Annotated in this window: 17 protein-coding genes; 6 read left to right on the top strand and 11 right to left on the bottom strand. The window is 70.2% G+C overall.

The annotated features are described in order from the left end of the window. Both G6N64_RS18290 and dtd read right to left on the bottom strand, forming a co-directional pair. Complete coding sequence (locus G6N64_RS18290; RefSeq protein ID WP_174266841.1) at positions 1-432, bottom strand: Rv2576c family protein; 432 nt, start codon at positions 430-432, stop codon at positions 1-3. A gap of 69 nt (positions 433-501) precedes the next feature. Then, positions 502-933: a D-aminoacyl-tRNA deacylase gene (gene dtd, locus G6N64_RS18285; protein ID WP_163798482.1), complete on the bottom strand. Its 432-nt coding sequence runs from the start codon at positions 931-933 to the stop codon at positions 502-504. 86 nt (positions 934-1,019) lie between these two features. On the opposite strand from dtd, the gene G6N64_RS18280 reads away from it, so the two are divergent. The 3 genes from G6N64_RS18280 to G6N64_RS30280 are packed head-to-tail and all read left to right on the top strand — an operon-like array spanning position 1,020 to position 3,195. After that, positions 1,020-2,087 (top strand): catalase family peroxidase, encoded by a 1,068-nt coding sequence (locus tag G6N64_RS18280; protein ID WP_163801924.1) that lies wholly within the window; start codon positions 1,020-1,022, stop codon positions 2,085-2,087. Continuing rightward, positions 2,084-2,620, top strand: a complete 537-nt coding sequence (locus G6N64_RS18275) for a cytochrome b (RefSeq protein WP_163798480.1) — start codon at positions 2,084-2,086, stop codon at positions 2,618-2,620. Before G6N64_RS18280 ends, G6N64_RS18275 begins: the two co-directional genes overlap by 4 nt. A 23-nt stretch (positions 2,621-2,643) precedes the next feature. Beyond that, on the top strand, positions 2,644-3,195 hold the full coding sequence (locus G6N64_RS30280; RefSeq protein ID WP_246230701.1) for a hypothetical protein: 552 nt from the start codon (positions 2,644-2,646) through the stop codon (positions 3,193-3,195). On the opposite strand, the gene hisS is transcribed toward G6N64_RS30280, so the two are convergent. Both hisS and G6N64_RS18260 read right to left on the bottom strand, forming a co-directional pair. After that, positions 3,192-4,466: a histidine--tRNA ligase gene (hisS, locus tag G6N64_RS18265; RefSeq protein WP_163798478.1), complete on the bottom strand. Its 1,275-nt coding sequence runs from the start codon at positions 4,464-4,466 to the stop codon at positions 3,192-3,194. The two genes, G6N64_RS30280 and hisS, sit on opposite strands and share 4 nt — an antisense overlap. Continuing rightward, positions 4,467-5,126: an MBL fold metallo-hydrolase gene (locus G6N64_RS18260; protein ID WP_163798475.1), complete on the bottom strand. Its 660-nt coding sequence runs from the start codon at positions 5,124-5,126 to the stop codon at positions 4,467-4,469. It abuts the gene before it with no gap. Between the two features lie 144 nt (positions 5,127-5,270). Between G6N64_RS18260 and G6N64_RS18255 the strand changes: the two genes are divergently transcribed. Then, complete coding sequence (locus tag G6N64_RS18255) at positions 5,271-6,152, top strand: peptidylprolyl isomerase (RefSeq protein WP_163798473.1); 882 nt, start codon at positions 5,271-5,273, stop codon at positions 6,150-6,152. A 12-nt stretch (positions 6,153-6,164) separates the two neighbouring features. Further along, on the top strand, positions 6,165-7,139 hold the full coding sequence (locus G6N64_RS18250; RefSeq protein ID WP_246230700.1) for a peptidylprolyl isomerase: 975 nt from the start codon (positions 6,165-6,167) through the stop codon (positions 7,137-7,139). On the opposite strand, the gene G6N64_RS18245 is transcribed toward G6N64_RS18250, so the two are convergent. Next, complete coding sequence (locus tag G6N64_RS18245; protein ID WP_163798471.1) at positions 7,136-7,477, bottom strand: ArsR/SmtB family transcription factor; 342 nt, start codon at positions 7,475-7,477, stop codon at positions 7,136-7,138. The two genes, G6N64_RS18250 and G6N64_RS18245, sit on opposite strands and share 4 nt — an antisense overlap. 24 nt (positions 7,478-7,501) lie before the next feature. On the opposite strand from G6N64_RS18245, the gene G6N64_RS18240 reads away from it, so the two are divergent. After that, positions 7,502-8,713 carry an MFS transporter gene (locus G6N64_RS18240; RefSeq protein ID WP_246230699.1) on the top strand — a complete coding sequence of 404 codons (1,212 nt, stop codon included), beginning with the start codon at positions 7,502-7,504 and terminating at the stop codon, positions 8,711-8,713. Between the two features lie 4 nt (positions 8,714-8,717). On the opposite strand, the gene G6N64_RS18235 is transcribed toward G6N64_RS18240, so the two are convergent. The 6 genes from G6N64_RS18235 to yajC all read right to left on the bottom strand — a co-directional run bounded on the left by G6N64_RS18235 (position 8,718) and on the right by yajC (position 16,853). Continuing rightward, on the bottom strand, positions 8,718-11,024 hold the full coding sequence (locus G6N64_RS18235) for a RelA/SpoT family protein (RefSeq protein ID WP_246231279.1): 2,307 nt from the start codon (positions 11,022-11,024) through the stop codon (positions 8,718-8,720). An 82-nt stretch (positions 11,025-11,106) separates the two neighbouring features. Continuing rightward, positions 11,107-11,649: an adenine phosphoribosyltransferase gene (locus tag G6N64_RS18230; RefSeq protein ID WP_163798469.1), complete on the bottom strand. Its 543-nt coding sequence runs from the start codon at positions 11,647-11,649 to the stop codon at positions 11,107-11,109. Continuing rightward, a complete protein-coding gene (locus G6N64_RS18225; RefSeq protein ID WP_163798467.1) occupies positions 11,646-13,298 on the bottom strand; it encodes an ABC transporter substrate-binding protein in 1,653 nt (550 codons plus the stop codon). The genes G6N64_RS18230 and G6N64_RS18225 overlap by 4 nt, the downstream gene beginning before the upstream one ends. Positions 13,299-13,304: 6 nt before the next feature. Continuing rightward, a complete protein-coding gene (gene secF / locus G6N64_RS18220) occupies positions 13,305-14,558 on the bottom strand; it encodes a protein translocase subunit SecF (protein WP_163798465.1) in 1,254 nt (417 codons plus the stop codon). A 4-nt stretch (positions 14,559-14,562) separates the two neighbouring features. Continuing rightward, positions 14,563-16,380: a protein translocase subunit SecD gene (secD, locus tag G6N64_RS18215; protein WP_163798463.1), complete on the bottom strand. Its 1,818-nt coding sequence runs from the start codon at positions 16,378-16,380 to the stop codon at positions 14,563-14,565. 83 nt (positions 16,381-16,463) lie between these two features. Beyond that, positions 16,464-16,853 carry a preprotein translocase subunit YajC gene (yajC, locus tag G6N64_RS18210; protein WP_163798461.1) on the bottom strand — a complete coding sequence of 130 codons (390 nt, stop codon included), beginning with the start codon at positions 16,851-16,853 and terminating at the stop codon, positions 16,464-16,466. Positions 16,854-17,111 lie beyond the last annotated feature (258 nt).

Below are 17,111 nucleotides of genomic sequence, written 5' to 3'. Positions count from 1 at the left end.
TCAGTTCCAGGACCGCAGCTGGCACTGCGTGGTGAACGGCCCGGTCTGGTCCGCGACCACCTGACCGTCGACGGCGATCTCGCAGCGCACGTTCGGGTCGGCCTGCCCCGCATGGGCGGCGCCGCTCGCGGAGAGGAACGCCCACTGGGAATCGGCCAGTGTGGTCTGGAACACCCATGGCGTCCCGGGCGACAGATCGACCTTCTCGCTCTTCACGAACGCGTCCGGATCCGCGTGGTACGCCTCGAGACTGGGCGGGGCCGCGAACGCGTAGTAGAGGTTGAAGTCACCGGGGCCCTGCGAGGTGAGCGTGTACGTGATCTGGTGTGCGGGTTCGGCATTGGCAGTCCCCTGACCGGCGGCCAGCGCGCCGCCCGCCAGCATCGCGATCGAACCGCAGGCCGCCAGGATCTTGGTAGTCGCTGTACGCATGTTCGTCACATCGGCGGACGTTAGCCGATCGTTACAGCCCGCACCACCGCTAGGTCCCCGGTGATTCCGTCACAGTTCCAACAGCACCGTGACCGGACCGTCGTTGACGAGTTCCACCTGCATGTCCGCGCCGAACCGACCGGTCGCCACCTCGGCGCCGAGCGCGCGCAGCGCCGTGGCGAACGCGTCGACCAGCGGTTCTGCCGTCGCACCGGGGGCTGCGGCGTTCCAGGATGGCCTGCGCCCCTTGGCCGTGTCGGCATACAGCGTGAACTGGCTCACCACGAGGATCGGTGCGTTCTCGTCGGCGGCGCTGCGCTCGCCGTCGAGAATGCGCAACCGCCAGAGCTTCTCGGCCATCCGCGCCGCGAGCGCCGCATCGTCGGTGTGTGTGACCCCGACCAGCGCCACCAGACCCTGCCCCGTGGGGGTGATCTCGCCCACCACCGCGCCGTCCACCCGCACGCGCGCCGACGTCACCCGCTGCACCAATACCCGCACGCCGCCGATGCTGCCACGAGCGCTCACAGGCAACCGGGAGGCAGGCGTGTTACAAAACGAACGTGGACCAGCCCCCACCCGCCGGCATGCACTGGCGCGGTACACCCGTCTCTCGACGCTCCCTGCTGGTCGGCCTCGGCGCGGTCGGCGCGTTCCTCGCCGTCGACCTCGGGGCCGTCGCCTACGCGAACGACTGGATCGGCGGAGCGACCACGCTGACCCGGCAGTCGTTCATCGACCGGTTCCAGTCGGTCTTCGGCGTCCACCCCGGCTTCCGCCGCAACCACGCCAAGGGCGTCGCCGTCCGCGGACGCTTCGACAGCACCGGCGACGCGAGCGCACTGTCCAGCGCGGAGGTGTTGCGCGCCGGCACGTCCCCCGTCGTCGGGCGCTTCTCGCTGGGCGGCGGCAACCCCGCCGCCGTCGACGCCGCCGGTACGGTCCGCGGCCTCGGGTTGGCCATCGGGTTCCCGGGCCGCCACCAGTGGCGCACCGCGATGCTGAATCTGCCCGTTTTCACCGTGAACTCGCCCCAGGGCTTCTTCGACCAGTTGCTCGCGTCGAAGGCCGATCCCGCGACCGGCAAGCCCGATCCCGCCACGATGGCGGCGTTCCTCGACGCACACCCCGAGACCGCTGCGGCGACGGCGATCGTCAAGGCCCACCCGCCGACACCCGGCTTCGCCGACAGCACGTTCTCGAGCCTCAACACGTTCTGGGCGGTCGACGGGTCGGGCACGCGCACCCCGGTCCGGTGGGCGCTGGTCCCCCGCCAGGCTGCACTCCCCGCCGGGAAGGGCGGTGACGACGTCCTCTTCGATGCCCTGGTCCGACAGCTGGAGAGCACTGCGCTGCACTGGGATCTGCGGTTCACCGTCGGAACCGGCGATGACCCCGTCGATCCGACGCTGCCCTGGCCGCCGGACCGGCGGGTGGTGCAGGCGGGCACGCTGACCCTCGACACCGTGGAGACCGAGCGCGCCGGCAATGCCCGCGACGTCAACTTCGACCCACTGGTGCTGCCCGACGGTCTCGAGCCGTCGGACGACCCGATCCTCAGTGCCCGCTCGGCGGTGTACGCCGCGTCCTACCGGGCGCGCTCGGGCGAGCCGAAGTCCCCATCCGCCGTCCAGGTCGACCAGGTGGCACCGTGACCACGAGATTCCCCGTCCGGTCGCGAATCCTGCACTGGGCCACCGCCGTCTTGGTCTTCGCCGGCCTGCTGATCGGCTTCACCATGGTGAACTCGATCGGCTCGTACGCGGCGCTCGTCGCTGTGCACATGACGATCGGCATCACCATCCTCGCCATCGTGGTCGTCCGGATCGTGAACCGGTTCACCACGACGCCGCCGAACTGGCCACCGACGGTCGGCAGGGTCGAGGGCAAGGTCATCTCGAACCTCGAGCGCGTGATGTACCTGCTGCTCCTCGCCCAGCCGGTGGTGGGGTGGGCCATGGTGTCGGCAGCTGGTCGACCGGTCGTGGTGTTCGGCGCCCTCGCACTGCCCCGCATCGCCCCGTTCGACGACGGCCTGTTCTTCGTTCTGCGACAGGCGCATTCGGTGCTGGCGTACCTGCTCGTCGTCGTCATCGCCGCGCACGTGAGCATCATCCTGCTGCACACGGTGACGTTGCGGGACCGCATGCTGTCGCGAATGACGTTCGGACGTCGCACCCGATCCTGACCCCGGGGTGACACACTTCGGGGATGACCGCACCGGGCGATCCGCGCGTCCTCGCCGACGTCGGCGGCCTCGTGGTGGCCGAGCGCGGCCCGCTGGTGGTGGTCGTGGACCGGCGCACCGGATCGTGGGCGACGCTCGCGTTCGTGCTCGGCGTCCTGGCGACGGTGTTCGGCCTGTTCGGCGTCGCGACGCTCGGCTTCGACGCCGCGGGCACTCCTACCGTGCCCTGGCCGGTCTCCGCGGGGGCACTGGTCGTCGGGCTCGTCTTCGGGACGGCGCTCTGGGGTGCGATCACGCGAATCCGACGGGCGAACCGCACCTCGCTCGACGCCTACCGCCCCGTCGCCGTGTTCGACCGGGCCCGCCGGGAGTTCGTCGACGCCGACGGCATGGCGGTCTGCGCGCTGGACGACGTGCGGTTCCACCGGGAGACACAGCTGACCTCGAGTTCGCCGATGCTGGTGGCGAGCACCCCCGCGGGCAGGCGGATCATCAAGCGCGGCAACCCGTTCAACGGCGGCCTCGGCGACCTCGATGCGGTGCTGACGACCGCGGTGTTCGGCCCGCCGAGCTAGAGCAGGCGGACCCGGCCCATCCGGGCGAGCACGTGGCTCACCACCGCGTCGGCGGCGACGTCGACCTGCTCCCCGGTGCCGAGGTCCTTCACCCCGACCGTGCCCGCCTCGACGTCACGGTCACCGGCGACGAGGGCGATGGCCGCACCCGAGCGGTCGGCCGCCTTCATCGCGCTCTTCATGCTGCGGTCACCGTAGGCGAGGTCGGTGCGCACCCCCGCCCCGCGCAGGGCGGCGGCGAGCTTTGCCAGCTCCAACTTCGCCTCGTCGCCGAGCGGCACGGCGAAGACGTCGACGGCACTGGTATGGCCGACGGTCCGGCCCTCGGCCTGCAGCGCGAGCAGGGTGCGGTCGACGCCGAGCCCGAACCCGATGCCCGACAGGTCGCGTCCGCCGAGCTGTCGCATCAGCCCGTCGTAGCGACCGCCGCCGCCGATGCCGGACTGGGCGCCGAGCCCGTCGTGGACGAATTCGAACGTCGTCTTCGTGTAGTAGTCGAGGCCGCGCACCATCCGCGGGTTGATCACGTACGGCACACCCAGGGCGTCGAGATGTGCGAGCACCGTGTCGAAGTGAGCCTTGGCGACCTCGGACAGGTGGTCGAGCATCAGCGGCGCGTCCGCGGTCATCTCCCGGACGTGCGGCCGCTTGTCGTCGAGGACGCGCAGCGGGTTGATCTCCGCCCGCCGCCTGGTGTCCTCGTCCAGATCGAGCCCGAACAGGAACTCCTGCAGCAGTTCCCGGTACTGCGGCCGGCAGCTGTCGTCGCCCAGTGAGGTGATCTCCAGACGGAACCCGTCCAGCCCGAGCGATCGGAACCCGCCGTCGGCGACCGCGATCACCTCGGCGTCGAGGGCCGGATCATCGACCCCGATGGCCTCGACGCCCACCTGCTGGAGCTGACGGTAGCGTCCCGCCTGCGGCCGCTCGTAGCGGAAGAACGGTCCCGAGTAGCAGAGCTTGGCGGGCAGCGCGCCGCGGTCGACGCCGTGCTCGATCACCGCCCGCATCACCCCAGCGGTGCCCTCGGGTCGCAGGGTCACCGACCGCTCGCCGCGATCGGCGAACGTGTACATCTCCTTGGAGACCACGTCGGTGGACTCGCCGACGCCCCGCGCGAACAGCGAGGTGTCCTCGAACACCGGCAGCTCGACGTAGCCGTAGCCGGCGAGGCGGGCGGACTGCAGCAGCCCGTCGCGCACGGCGACGAACCGGGCGGACTCGGGCGGCAGGTAATCCGGGACGCCCTTGGGCGCCTGAAACTCAGTCATCTACAGACCTTCGAGGAACGGGTTGGTTCGGCGCTCGGCGCCGATGGTGGTCTTCGGGCCGTGTCCCGGCAGGACCACGGTGGCGTCGTCGAGCACCAGGAGCTTGTCGACGATGGAGCGGTACAGGTCGCGTCCGCTGCCACCCTCGAGGTCGGTGCGGCCGATCGACTTCTTGAACAGCGTGTCGCCGGTGAGGGCGACGTCCACGGGGCCGTTCGGGATGCGGAAGGTCACCGACCCCCTGGTGTGCCCCGGCGTGTGGTCGACCGTCACGGTCATGCCCCCCAACTCGATCTTGTCCCCGTCCCGGTCCAGCTCGACCACCTGGCGCGGCTCGCCGAACAGCACGCCGACGGCGAGCTGCGCCAGCCGCGGGCCCATGCCCTTGATCGGGTCGGTGAGCATGCCGCGATCCTCGGGATGGACGTAAACGGGGCAGCCGTAGGTGTCCGCGACCTTCTGCGCCGACCACATGTGGTCGATGTGGCCGTGGGTCAGCAGCACCGCCGCCGGGGTCAGCCGGTTCTCGTCGAGGATCTTGCGCAACCGCGGCATGGCCTTCTGGCCCGGATCGACGACGATCGCGTCGGCGCCCTGCTTGGACGCGAGCACGTAGCAGTTGCACTGCAACCACCCCGCGGGGAACGCCTCGATCAACACACCGACCAGTTTCCCATCCCCGTCGCCGACGCGAGATCCGCGGGTCGAACAGCCCGTGCTCAGCAACTGCTGGCACACTCGGACACGACTTCGAGCGCGGTCGCCGACCCGGCGGCCCAGTCGATCAGCAGGAGGACAGCGGCGGTGCCGACCAACGAACAGCGGCGAGCGACGGCCAAGCGGAAGCTCGAACGGCAGATGGAACGCAGGGAAGCGCAGGCCAAGAGGCGGCGTCTCCTGACGATCGGCGGGTCCGCCCTCGGCGCGGTCCTCGTGATCGGGGCCGTGGTCGCCACCGTGGTCGTCACCAACCGCGACTCCGGCAGCACCACGGCGTCGGCGTCGACCGAGACGACCGAACCGACGTCGGCGCCGCCCGCGCCCGACGCCACCGGCGGCGGCCTTCCCCCGTTCGCCGCACCGGCCAACCTCGGCGGCGACTGCCAGTACCCGGCCGCCGGACCCGCCAGCAAGAAGGTCAACCCGCCGCGCGCCGGCAAGGTCCCGACCGATCCGGCGCAGGTCAGCGCCAGCATGAGCACCACCGAGGGCAACGTCGGCCTGCAGCTCGACAACGCCAAGGCGCCGTGCACGGTCAACAGCTTCGCCAGCCTGGCGCAGCAGGGCTACTTCAACGACACCCCGTGCCACCGCCTGACGACCGGCGGCCTGGCCGTCCTGCAGTGCGGCGATCCGACCGGCAAGGGCACCGGTGGCCCCGGCTACGAGTTCGCCAACGAGTACCCCACCAACCAGTACCGCCCGGACGACCCGGCGCTGCAGTCGCCGGTGATCTACCCGCGCGGCACGCTGGCCATGGCCAATGCCGGGCCTGGTACCAACGGCAGCCAGTTCTTCCTGGTCTACAAGGACTCGCAGTTGCCGCCGAACTACACGGCGTTCGGCACCATCGACCCCACCGGTCTGGCGACCCTCGACAAGATCGCCGCCGCCGGTGTCGCGGGCGGTGCCGGTGACGGCGCGCCCGCCAAGCCGGTCCAGATCAAGACGATCGCTCTGGACTGACACACGGCACACGTGACCTACAACGGGTACGAGCACGGATACGGGTACGGCCCGCCTCCACCACGCGGCACCAACGGGCTGGCGGTCGCCTCGCTGATCTGTGCCTTCCTGTTCGCTCCGCTGGGCATCCTGTTCGGTCACATGTCGCTGTCCCAGATCAAGCGCACGGGTGAGGACGGCCACGGGCTGGCCGTCGCCGGGCTGATCATCGGGTACGTGGTGACGGTCCTCGGTGCGCTGGTCCTCGTCGCGACGATCCTCCTGGCGAGCTTCGCCATCCGGTCGGTGGACGACTGGAATCCGAACCGGCGCGGTCAGCCCGGCCAACCCGGTGGGCAGGCGATCGCGTCGGCACTGCCGCCGTTCGATCCGCCGGCGACACTCGGATCGAACTGCCAGTACCCGGCGACCACCGAACCGGCCGCCAAGCCGGCCACGCCGCCGCGCACGGGCCAGGTGCCCACCGTCCCGTCGACCGTGGCCGCCACCATCGACACCAGCGACGGTCCCATCGGCCTGCTGCTCGACAACGCCCAGGCGCCCTGCACGGTGAACAACTTCGTGAGCCTCGCCCAGCAGGGTTTCTACGACGGCACGACGTGCCACCGGCTGGCGACCTCGGCCCAGCAGGGCCTGCTGCAGTGCGGCGACCCGACCGGCACCGGACGCGGCGGACCGGGCTACCGGTTCCCCAACGAATATCCGACGAATCAGTACCGGATCACCGACCCCGCGCTCAACCAGCCGGTCGTCTACCCGCGCGGGACGCTCGCGATGGCCAACGTGGGACCGGGCACCAACGGCAGCCAGTTCTACCTGGTGTACGAGGACTCGACCTTGCCGCCGGCGTTCACCGTGTTCGGCGCGATCGACGACATCGGCCTGCAGAAGCTGGACGACATCGCCGCCGCGGGAGTCGCGGACGGCTCCGACGACGGCGCCCCGCGCCAACCGGTGACCATCGAGTCCGTCCGGATGGACCCCTAGCTCGGCGGGTCCGCCGCCTCGCGGTTGGCCGCGGTGACCACCGCGTCCAGCAGGCCGGGCACCGCCGCCTCGACCTCGTCACGTCGCAGCCGCTGGTGGATCTGGCCGTCGAGCACGAGCCGCTCGATCACGCCCGCCTCGCGCAGCGCCTTGAAGTGGTGGGTCGCCGTCGACTTGTTGATGCCGTCGTAGAGCCGGGCACACGGGCTGGGGCCGCCGCCCGCGTTCATCAACCTGCGGACCATCTCGAGCCGCACCGGGTCGGACAGTGCCGCGAGGACGTGCTGAACGGTGCCGACCGGCGCAGTGCCGTCGGTCACAACCGGTTTGATGATCATCAAACCCCAGCGTACCGTCGAACGGTGACCGCAGCTCCCGTGGACCGGGCATCCGCCGACACGCAGCGCTGGGCGTACTCCCTGCTGCTGGTGCTGTCGGGCGTCGCGCTCGGTGTCTCCGGCCTGCCCGCGCCGCTCTACCGGATGTACGAGGAGGTCTGGCACCTCTCCCCGCTGGCCACCACCGTCGTGTTCGCCGTCTACGCCGTCGCCGCACTCGGAGCGGTGCTGGTGTCGGGCCGCATCTCCGACGTCGTCGGCCGCAAGCCGGTCCTCCTCGGCGCACTCGCCGCGATGATCGTCGGCCTGGGCGTCTTCCTGGTGGCGGACAACATGGCGCTGCTGATCGTGGCCCGGGCGATCCACGGTGCCGCCGTCGGCTCCATCGTGGTCGCGGGCGCGGCGGCCCTGCTCGACCTGCGGCCCGACCACGGCGTCCGGTCGGGTCAGCTCAGCGGGGTGAGCTTCAACATCGGGATGACGGTCGCGATCCTCGGCTCGTCGCTACTGGCCCAGTACGTCCCCCATCCGATGCGCACCCCGTACGCGGTCGTGGCCGTGGTCTGCGCCGTCGTCGGCATCGGCATCGTCGCGCTGCGCGAGCCGCACCTGACCCGCGCCGCGGGGCCCATCCGGATCGCCCGGCCCGCCGTGCCGCGGGAGATCCGCGGCGACTTCTGGTTCTCCGCGCTCGGCGTCATCGCGTCCTGGTCGGTGCTCGGCGTCCTGCTCTCGCTCTACCCGGCGCTCGCCTCGCAGCAGACCGGCGTGCACAACCTGGTGTTCGGCGGCGCGGTGGTCGGTACGACGGCCTTCTCCGCGGCCATGGCGCAGCTGCTCGCCACCCGGGTCCCCGCCCACCGCTCCGCCATCATCGGCGACGTCGGAATGGCCGTCGCCCTGCTGCTCACGATCCCCGCGCTCGCGACCCACCACTGGCAGCTGGTCCTCGCCGCCGCGGCGCTGCTGGGGGCGACGTTCGGCCTCGGCTTCGGCGGATCGCTGCGGCACCTGTCCCACGTGGTGCCCGCGGACCGGCGCGGCGAGACGATGTCGGCGTACTACCTGCTGGCCTACACCGCGATGGCGGTGCCAACCATCGTGGCCGGCTGGGCGGCGACGCGCTGGCCGCTGTCGGAGGTGTTCCCGTGGTTCGCCGGCGCGGTGGCACTGGCGTGCCTCGCGGCCGCGGGGATCGGCACCGTCAGCACGCGGCGCGCGGCGCGCGTCGCCTGAGCCGTCAGGCGGCCGACGTCACCCGGTACACGTCGTAGACGCCCTCGACGTTGCGGACCACGTTCAGCACGTGACCGAGGTGCTTCGGGTCGCCCATCTCGAAGGTGAACCGGCTGATCGCCACGCGGTCGTTGGACGTCGTCACCGACGCCGACAGGATGTTGACCTTCTCGTCGGCCAGGACGCGGGTCACGTCCGACAGCAGCCGGTGCCGGTCGAGCGCCTCCACCTGAATGGCGACGAGGAACACCGACGACGGCGACGGCGCCCACTTGACCTCGATGATGCGTTCCGACTGCTGTTGCAGCGACTCGGCATTGGTGCAGTCGGTGCGGTGCACGCTGACTCCGCCGCCGCGGGTCACGAAGCCCATGATGACGTCGCCCGGTACCGGCGTGCAGCACTTGGCGAGCTTGCACAGCACCCCTGGCGCGCCGGGCACGGACACGCCCACGTCGTCGCTGGTGCGCTGCCGCACCGGCATAGTGGCGGGCGTCGACCGTTCGGCGATCTCGTTCTCGGCCTCGTCGTCACCGCCGAGTTGGGCCAGTAGCCGCTGCACGACGTGGCGCGCGGAGACGTGCCCCTCGCCCACGGCCGTGTAGAGCGCCGACACGTCGAGGTAGCGCAATTCGCGGGCGAGCGCGCCCATCGACTCCGCGTTCATCAGGCGCTGCAGCGGAAGTCCGCCGCGGCGCACCTCCCGGGCGATGGAGTCCTTGCCGGATTCCAGTGCCTCTTCGCGCCGCTCCTTGGCGAACCACTGCCGGATCTTGGCCTTCGCGCGCGGCGACACCACGAACGTCTGCCAGTCCCGCGAGGGTCCCGCGGTGGGCGCCTTCGAGGTGAACACCTCGACCGCCTCGCCGTTCTCGAGCTTGCGCTCGAGCGCGACCAACCGGCCGTTCACGCGGGCGCCGATGCAGCGGTGGCCCACCTCGGTGTGCACCGCGTAGGCGAAGTCGACCGGCGTGGACCCGGTGGGCAGCGTGACCACGTCGCCCTTCGGGGTGAACACGAAGATCTCCTGCACCGCGAGGTCGTACCGCAGCGACTCGAGGAACTCGCCGGGGTCGGCGGCCTCCCGCTGCCAGTCGAGGAGTTGGCGCATCCACGCCATGTCGTCGAGTTCGGCGGCGGCGTGGCTCGCGGGCACTCCGTTGCGGCCCTTGGACTCCTTGTACCGCCAGTGCGCGGCGATGCCGAACTCGGCGGTCTTGTGCATGTCCTCGGTGCGGATCTGCACCTCGAGCGGCTTGCCCTCCGGACCCACGACGGTCGTGTGCAGCGACTGGTAGACGCCGTACCGCGGCTGAGCGATGTAGTCCTTGAAGCGGCCGCCCATCGGCTGCCACAGCGAGTGCACGACGCCGACGGCGGCGTAGCAGTCCCGGATCTCGTCGCACAGGATTCGCATGCCCACCAGGTCGTGGATGTCGTCGAAGTCGCGGCCCTTCACGATCATCTTCTGGTAGATCGACCAGTAGTGCTTGGGCCGTCCCTCGACGACCGCGCTGATCTTCGACGCGTTCAGCGACGCGGTGATCTCTGCCCGCACCTTCGCCAGGTAGGTGTCGCGCGAGGGCGCACGGTCGGCCACCAACCGCACGATCTCCTCGTACTTCTTGGGATGCAGGATCGCGAACGACAGATCCTCGAGTTCCCACTTCACCGTCGCCATGCCGAGCCGGTGGGCAAGCGGGGCAATCACTTCCAGCGTCTCGCGAGCCTTACGGGCCTGCTTCTCGGGCGGCAGGAACCGCATGGTCCGCATGTTGTGCAACCGGTCGGCGACCTTGATCACCAGCACGCGCGGATCCCGCGCCATCGCGATGATCATCTTGCGGATCGTCTCGCCCTCGGCCGCCGACCCGAGCGCCACCTTGTCCAGCTTCGTGACGCCGTCGACGAGGTGCCCCACCTCGGTGCCGAACTCCGCCGTCAGCGCCTCCAGCGTGTAGCCGGTGTCCTCGACGGTGTCGTGCAGGAGCGCCGCGATCAGAGTGGTGGTGTCCATGCCGAGTTCGGCCAGGATGTTCGCCACGGCCAGCGGATGGGTGATGTACGGGTCACCGGACCGGCGGAGCTGGTCGGCGTGCCGCTGCTCGGCGACGTCGTAGGCCCGCTGCAGCAGCACGAGGTCGGCCTTGGGATAGAACTCCTTGTGCACCGCCACCAGCGGTTCGAGCACCGGGTTCACCGTGCTGCGCTGCGCGGTCATGCGTCGCGCCAGCCGCGCGCGCACGCGCCGCGACGCGCTCGTCGTCGACTTGGGCGGCTCGGCCGCGGCGTCGGCCGGGATGACCGGCATCGGCTGGGTCTGGGTCAGCGCGGAATCCTCAGCCACCGCCACCACCTCCTGACCTCGTCGCGCGCATGGTCGAGGATATCCCTCAGACCAAGAACAGGCTGGTGACCGGCACCGATCCGACGCGGTCACGTCCGCCCAGCGCCGCCAACTCCAGCACGACGGCAGCCCCCGTCACGATGGCACCCGCACGCTGCAGCAGGCGGACCGCCGCGTCGACGGTGCCGCCCGTGGCGAGGACGTCGTCGATGATGAGAACGCGTTTACCGGTGAGATCGATTCCGTCGGCCGGGATCTCCAGCACCGCGGTGCCGTATTCGAGGGTGTAGGACTCGCTGAACACCGGCGGTGGCAGTTTTCCGCCCTTGCGGACCGCCAGCACCCCGGTCTTGAGTCTCGTCGCGACGGCGGCGCCGAGCAGGAACCCGCGGGCGTCGATCCCCGCCACCAGGTCCGAGCCGTCGGCCACCGCGGCCAGCGCCTCGGTGATCGTCGCCAGGCCGTGCGCATCTGCCAGCACCGGGGTCAGGTCCTTGAACTGGATGCCGGGCTCGGGGAAGTCGGGTACCTCCCGGATCAGGTCGGCGATGACGCGGGCGACCTCCGACCCGTCGCGTGGCGGGGTCACGTCGTGCGCACCCAGCGGTCCATGTTCCAGCCTGCACCCCACCGGGTCGGATTACTGCTCACGGCGTCCATCTTGGTCGATACCAGCAGCATCCGCTGCTGGCGGTACAGCGGAAGGGTCGGCATGCCGTCCCACAGCACCTGGCTGCCGTCGCCGAGCAACCGCGCCGACTCCTTCGGATCGGCGGTCACGGCCAGCGCGCCGATGATGCCGTCGATCTGTTCGTTGGAGTAGCCGGACAGGTTGTTGCCGTTGCCGCTGTGCAGGTCGTAGGCGTCCATCGCCGACGATCCCGTACTCCCGCTGCCCACGGACCCGCCCGTGCTGGCGACCAGCGCGTCGATCTGGCCGTCCCGCAGCGTCTGCGGTCCCACGGCGTCACCGGCGGCGTCCTGCACCACGATGCCCGCCGGTGCGCAGGACTTCGCGATGGTGCCGACGATGGCGGCCAGGCGAGCGTTCGGGCTCTGGTAGCCCATGCGCACGGTCAGCGGGCGGTTGCCGAGCGCCGTACGGGCGGCGACGGCGTCGGCGACCACGAACTGCTCCGCGCCTCCCCCGCTCTCCGCGGCCGTGATGGAGTCCTCGGCGGCCGGGTTCAGCCGGCTGTTGGCGATCGGCACCTCGGCGTTGCGCGCGATCACGTCGCGCGGGGTGCAGAGGGCCAGCGCCCGCCGGGCGGCGGGATCGAGGAGCGGACCCTGGGCTCCGAAGATGATCTGCTCGATGCCCGCCGACGCGGAGTCGGTGCGCTCCCAGTCGTCGGACAGCGTCAGCGTGCCCGACGACCCCGCTGCGACGTCGACGACGTCGTAGAAACCCTCGTTGACCCGGTCCTGGATGTCGGCGCCGCGAGGCCAGACGGTGATCCTGTCGGTGACGGGCTTCGCGCCCCACCACTTGTCGTTGGCGACCAGGACGACCGCGCCGTCGTCGGTGACCGACTCCAGCCGGTAGGGACCCGAGGACGGGAACTTCGCGAGATCGACGTCGGGTCCGAGGGTCCACGTCTCGTTCCACGCGGCGGCGATGCGATCGGTGGTCGGGATGTCGCCGTCGCGGACCGCGGTGACGATGCCGCCGTCACCGAGTCCGAGTTCGTCGGCCAGCACATGCGCTGGCATGAGCGACGTCGCGGCGAACAGCTGTCCGAAGTCGACGAACGCGCGATCCTGGGCGAAGGTGACGCGCGCCTTCTTCTGGCCCGGTGCGCAGTCGATGCTCGCGATGTCGGCGTAGCCGGCGCGGTTGGCCGCGTCGAACGCCGGGAACCGTCCCGACTGCGCCGCCCACGCCAGCACCATGTCGTCGCACGTGATGGGCTTGCCGTCCGAGTACACCGCGGCGTCGTTGATCTGGTAGTCCAGGACCTGCGGGTTGCGGCCCACCACGGCGATCGACCCGAAGTCCCGGTCGCCGACCACCTGCCCGTCGGGGCCGTGGTAGTTGAAGCCGGTGAGCACGCGCGAGAACGCTTGCGGCCCACCGGACGCCGCGCCCACCACTGTGTTGGTGTTGTAGGTGACGAGCGCACCGTCCACCGCGTAGTCGATGGAGTCCGCGGTGCCGCCCGAACAGGACGCCGTCGCCGTCGCGACCAGGGACAGCGTGGCCGCCAGGATCGCCGCTCGCCGGAACCGGGCAGGCATGAAGACCTACCGCCTGGTGGTCCGCTTACCGGAGGGCCGGCCCGTCGGGCGGGACGGCTTGGCTCCCGGCGCGGGCTTGTCCGGTGCGATCGTGACGGGTGCGGCCGCCACCGACGTGGTGTCGGCGTCGCCGTCGGGCGAGTCGTCGGCCGAGTCGTCGACGACACCGGACTTCGCGGCCGCCCCCGCACGCCGGTTCATCACGCGCCGGGTGTGATTGCGCACCAGCTCGGTCCGCTCGCGCAGCGTCACCAGCAGTGGCGTCGCGAAGTAGATCGAGGAGTAGGTGCCGATGATGACGCCCACCAGCTGCACCAGCGCGAGATCCTGCAGCGTCCCGACACCCAGCAACCACACCGCGACGACGATCAGCGCCAGGATCGGCAGCACCGAGATGAGGCTGGTGTTGATCGATCGCATGAAGGTCTGGTTGATCGCGAGGTTGGCCTGCTCGGCGAACGTCCGGCGGGTGGTGTGTTCGAACCCGTGGGTGTTCTCCTCCACCTTGTCGAACACGATGACGGTGTCGTAGAGGGAGAAGCCGAGGATCGTCAGCAGGCCGATCACCGTGGCCGGTGTCACCTCGAACCCGACGATCGAGTACACGCCGGCGGTCACGATGAGGTCGAAGACCAGCGCGGCCAGCGCCGAGAGCGCCATGTACCGCTCGTAGCGCAGCGTGATGTAGATGGTGACGAGCACGAGGAACACCACCAGCGCGATGAGCGCCTTCTGGGTGATCTGGCCGCCCCAGGTCTCCGACACCGCGGAGTCGCTGATCGACTGCCTGCTGGGCTGGCCGTCGCCGCCCTTGGGCTGGAACTCGTCGAACAGCGCGCTGCGCAGCGTCTCGGTCTGGTCGTTGTCGAGAGCCTCGGAGCGGATCTGGACGGTCGCCGACGCGCCGCTGCCCACGATGACCACCGAGTCCGGGGCCTGCCCGAGCGCCTCGCCGTAGACGTCCTCCACCTGCTGGGTGGTCACCTGTCCGTTGACGCCCTGAGCGGGCATGGACACCTTGGTGCCGCCCTCGAAGTCGATGCCGAAGGTGAAGCCGCGGATCAGGATGCTGGCGAGGCAGACCAGGACGATGCCGCCGCTGATGGCGAACCACAGCTTGCGCTTCCCGACCACGTCGAACGCGCCGGTGCCCGTGTACAGGCGGATGAAGAAGCCGTGCTGCGGAGCGGTGGTCGCCGTGCCGAGTTCGGATCCGGTCGACGTCGCGTCGACGCCGGTGCTCTTGTCGTTGCGTGCCATGTCCCTACCTCGTTCCCGCCGACGCCGCCGCAGCCCGTCGCTCCTTGGCGATCTGCTGCACGGCACCGAGACCGTTCAGTCCTGGCTTCGTCAGTCGCGCGGACTTCGACGACAGGTAGACGAGCGGCCACGTCACGAGGAACACGACGACGACGTCGAGGATGGTGGTCAACCCCAGCGTGAAGGCGAAGCCCTTCACCTGGCCGACGGCCAGGACGTAGAGCACCGCCGCGGCGATGAAGCTGACCGCGTTGCCCGACAGGATGGTCTTGCGGGCGCGCGCCCAGCCGCGTGGCACCGCGGACCGGAAGGACCGGCCCTCGCGGATCTCGTCCTTGATGCGCTCGAAGAACACGACGAACGAGTCGGCGGTGGTACCGATGCCGATGATCAGACCGGCGATGCCGGCGAGGTCGAGCGTGTAGTTGATGTAGCGGCCGAGCAGCACCAGGATCGCGAACACCATGGCGCCGGAGGCGATCAGCGAGAGCGCGGTCAGCAGGCCCAGCACGCGGTAGTAGAGCAGCGCGTAGAGCAGCACCAGTCCCAGACCGATGGCGCCGGCGATCAACCCGGCCCGCAGCGACGTCAAGCCCAGTGTGGCCGAGACGGTTTCGGCCTCGGACGACTCGAACGACAGTGGCAGCGAGCCGTACTTGAGCACGTTGGCCAGTTCGCGGGCCGAGTCCTGGGTGAAGTTTCCGGTGATCTGTGTGCGGCCACCGGGGATGGGCTCGTTGATCTGCGGGGCGCTGACCACCTGCGAGTCGAGCGTGAAGGCGGTCTGGGTGCCCACGTTGGCGGCGGTGAAGTCGCCCCAGATGGTGGTGGCGTCACCCTTGAACTGCAGGTCGACCACGTACTCGCTGCGCTGCGTATCGAGGCCGGACGACGCCGTCTCGATCTGTTCGCCGCTGATGATCGACTTGTCGAGCAGGTACACCGTCTTCTTGTCCTGCGAGCAGGTCACCAGCGGCAGGTTGGGATCGTCGTTGCCGGCCAGCACGTCGGTGTCGTTGCAGCGGGTCGCCTGGAACTGCAGGGCGAGCAGCTGGATCTGCTGATCGGCGCTCTGCCGCAGCGCCTTCTCGTCGGTGATGCGCTGCGCGAGCTGCTGACGGGGGTCGGCGTTGGCCGACGGACCGGGAGTGGGCGTGGGCGACGGGGCCGGTCCGCCCGGAGCCGGTGTGGGCGTCGGCGCGGGAGTGGGCGTGGGGGCCGGCTCCTCCGGGTAGGGACGCGGCTGGGGTGCGGGCCCGGGGGCCGGAGCGGGCTCGCCCTGAGCCGGTTCGCCCTGCGCGGGCGCACCCGGAGCGGGCGCGCCGGCCGGCGGCTCGGGGTCCGCGATCTCGGGGGCCTGGCCGGGAGCGCCGCCGGGCAGGCCGGGGATTCCGGGTGCACCCCCGGGCGCCTGTCCGGGAGGTGCGCCCTGCTGGGCACCCGCGGGAACCGCGTGGATCACGGGACGGATGTAGAGCCGGGCGGTCTGACCGAGGTTGCGTGCCTCGCTGCTGTCGTTGCCGGGGACGGTGATGACCAGGTTGTCACCGTCGATCACCACCTCCGACCCGGAGACGCCCAGGCCGTTGACCCGGTCGCCGATGATCTCCTGCGCCTGGATCAGCGCGTCCCGCGTGGGGGGCGAGCCGTCGGGCGTGCGGGCGGTCAGGGTCACGCGGGTCCCGCCCTGCAGGTCGATGCCGAGCTTGGGCTCGGCCTGCTTGTTCCCGGTCAGGAACACCAGCAGATAGGCACCGATCAGCAGGACCAGGAAGAGCGTCAGGTAGCGGTACGGGTGCACCGGCGCGGAAGACGATGCCACGTTCCTCGAATCTCCTCAGGTCTGTACGTACGTCGAGCAACCGCAAAGGGTACGGGGTCCAACTGAGTGCCCCGCTGTCAGTCCTACTTGACCTGGTCGGGGTTGTTCTTCTCGATGGGCAGGGACTCGGAGGCGGACGATGCGCCTGCGCTGTTGAAGCCGACCTCGTAGTCCTCGACCTCGGTGTCGTCCTCGTAGTCCTCGTCGTCCTCGTCGACGGCCTCGATGCGGTCGCGCACGGCGAGCTTCATCCAGGTGGTCACCACGCCGGGAGCGATCTCCAGGTCGACGCTGTCGTCGTTCACGCCGGTGATGGTGGCCTCGAGGCCGGAGGTGGTGTGCACGCGGTCGCCCACGGTGAGCGACTCGTGCAGGTCGATCGTGGCCTGCATGGCCTTCTTCTGCCGACGGGAGGCGAAGAACATGAACGCGCCGAGGATGATGAGGAGGGGAAGGAAGACGACCAGATCCATTGCAGCAAGATTCTTTCGTGTCGGTTGTCGGCGTCCGGACGTGCCTGTCACGGGGGTCACGGAGGCGCCTCGTCAGCCCCTAGTGTGCCATCACGGCACGTCCCGGCGGACCGCCCGCCACGTCCGGGGTCCCCCCGCCGACGAAAACCGCGCCGGAATCCGCCGGGCGCGGTCCATCTCGGCAGCGACCACGTCGTCGCCCGACGATTCCGGTCGAGTGCGTAGTCTCGGCGACTAGTCTGGGTCACGACGATCCCC

Source organism: Mycolicibacterium sediminis, from assembly GCF_010731735.1.
Lineage (GTDB): Bacteria > Actinomycetota > Actinomycetes > Mycobacteriales > Mycobacteriaceae > Mycobacterium > Mycobacterium sediminis.
This window is presented reverse-complemented; position numbering and strand designations above follow the sequence as displayed.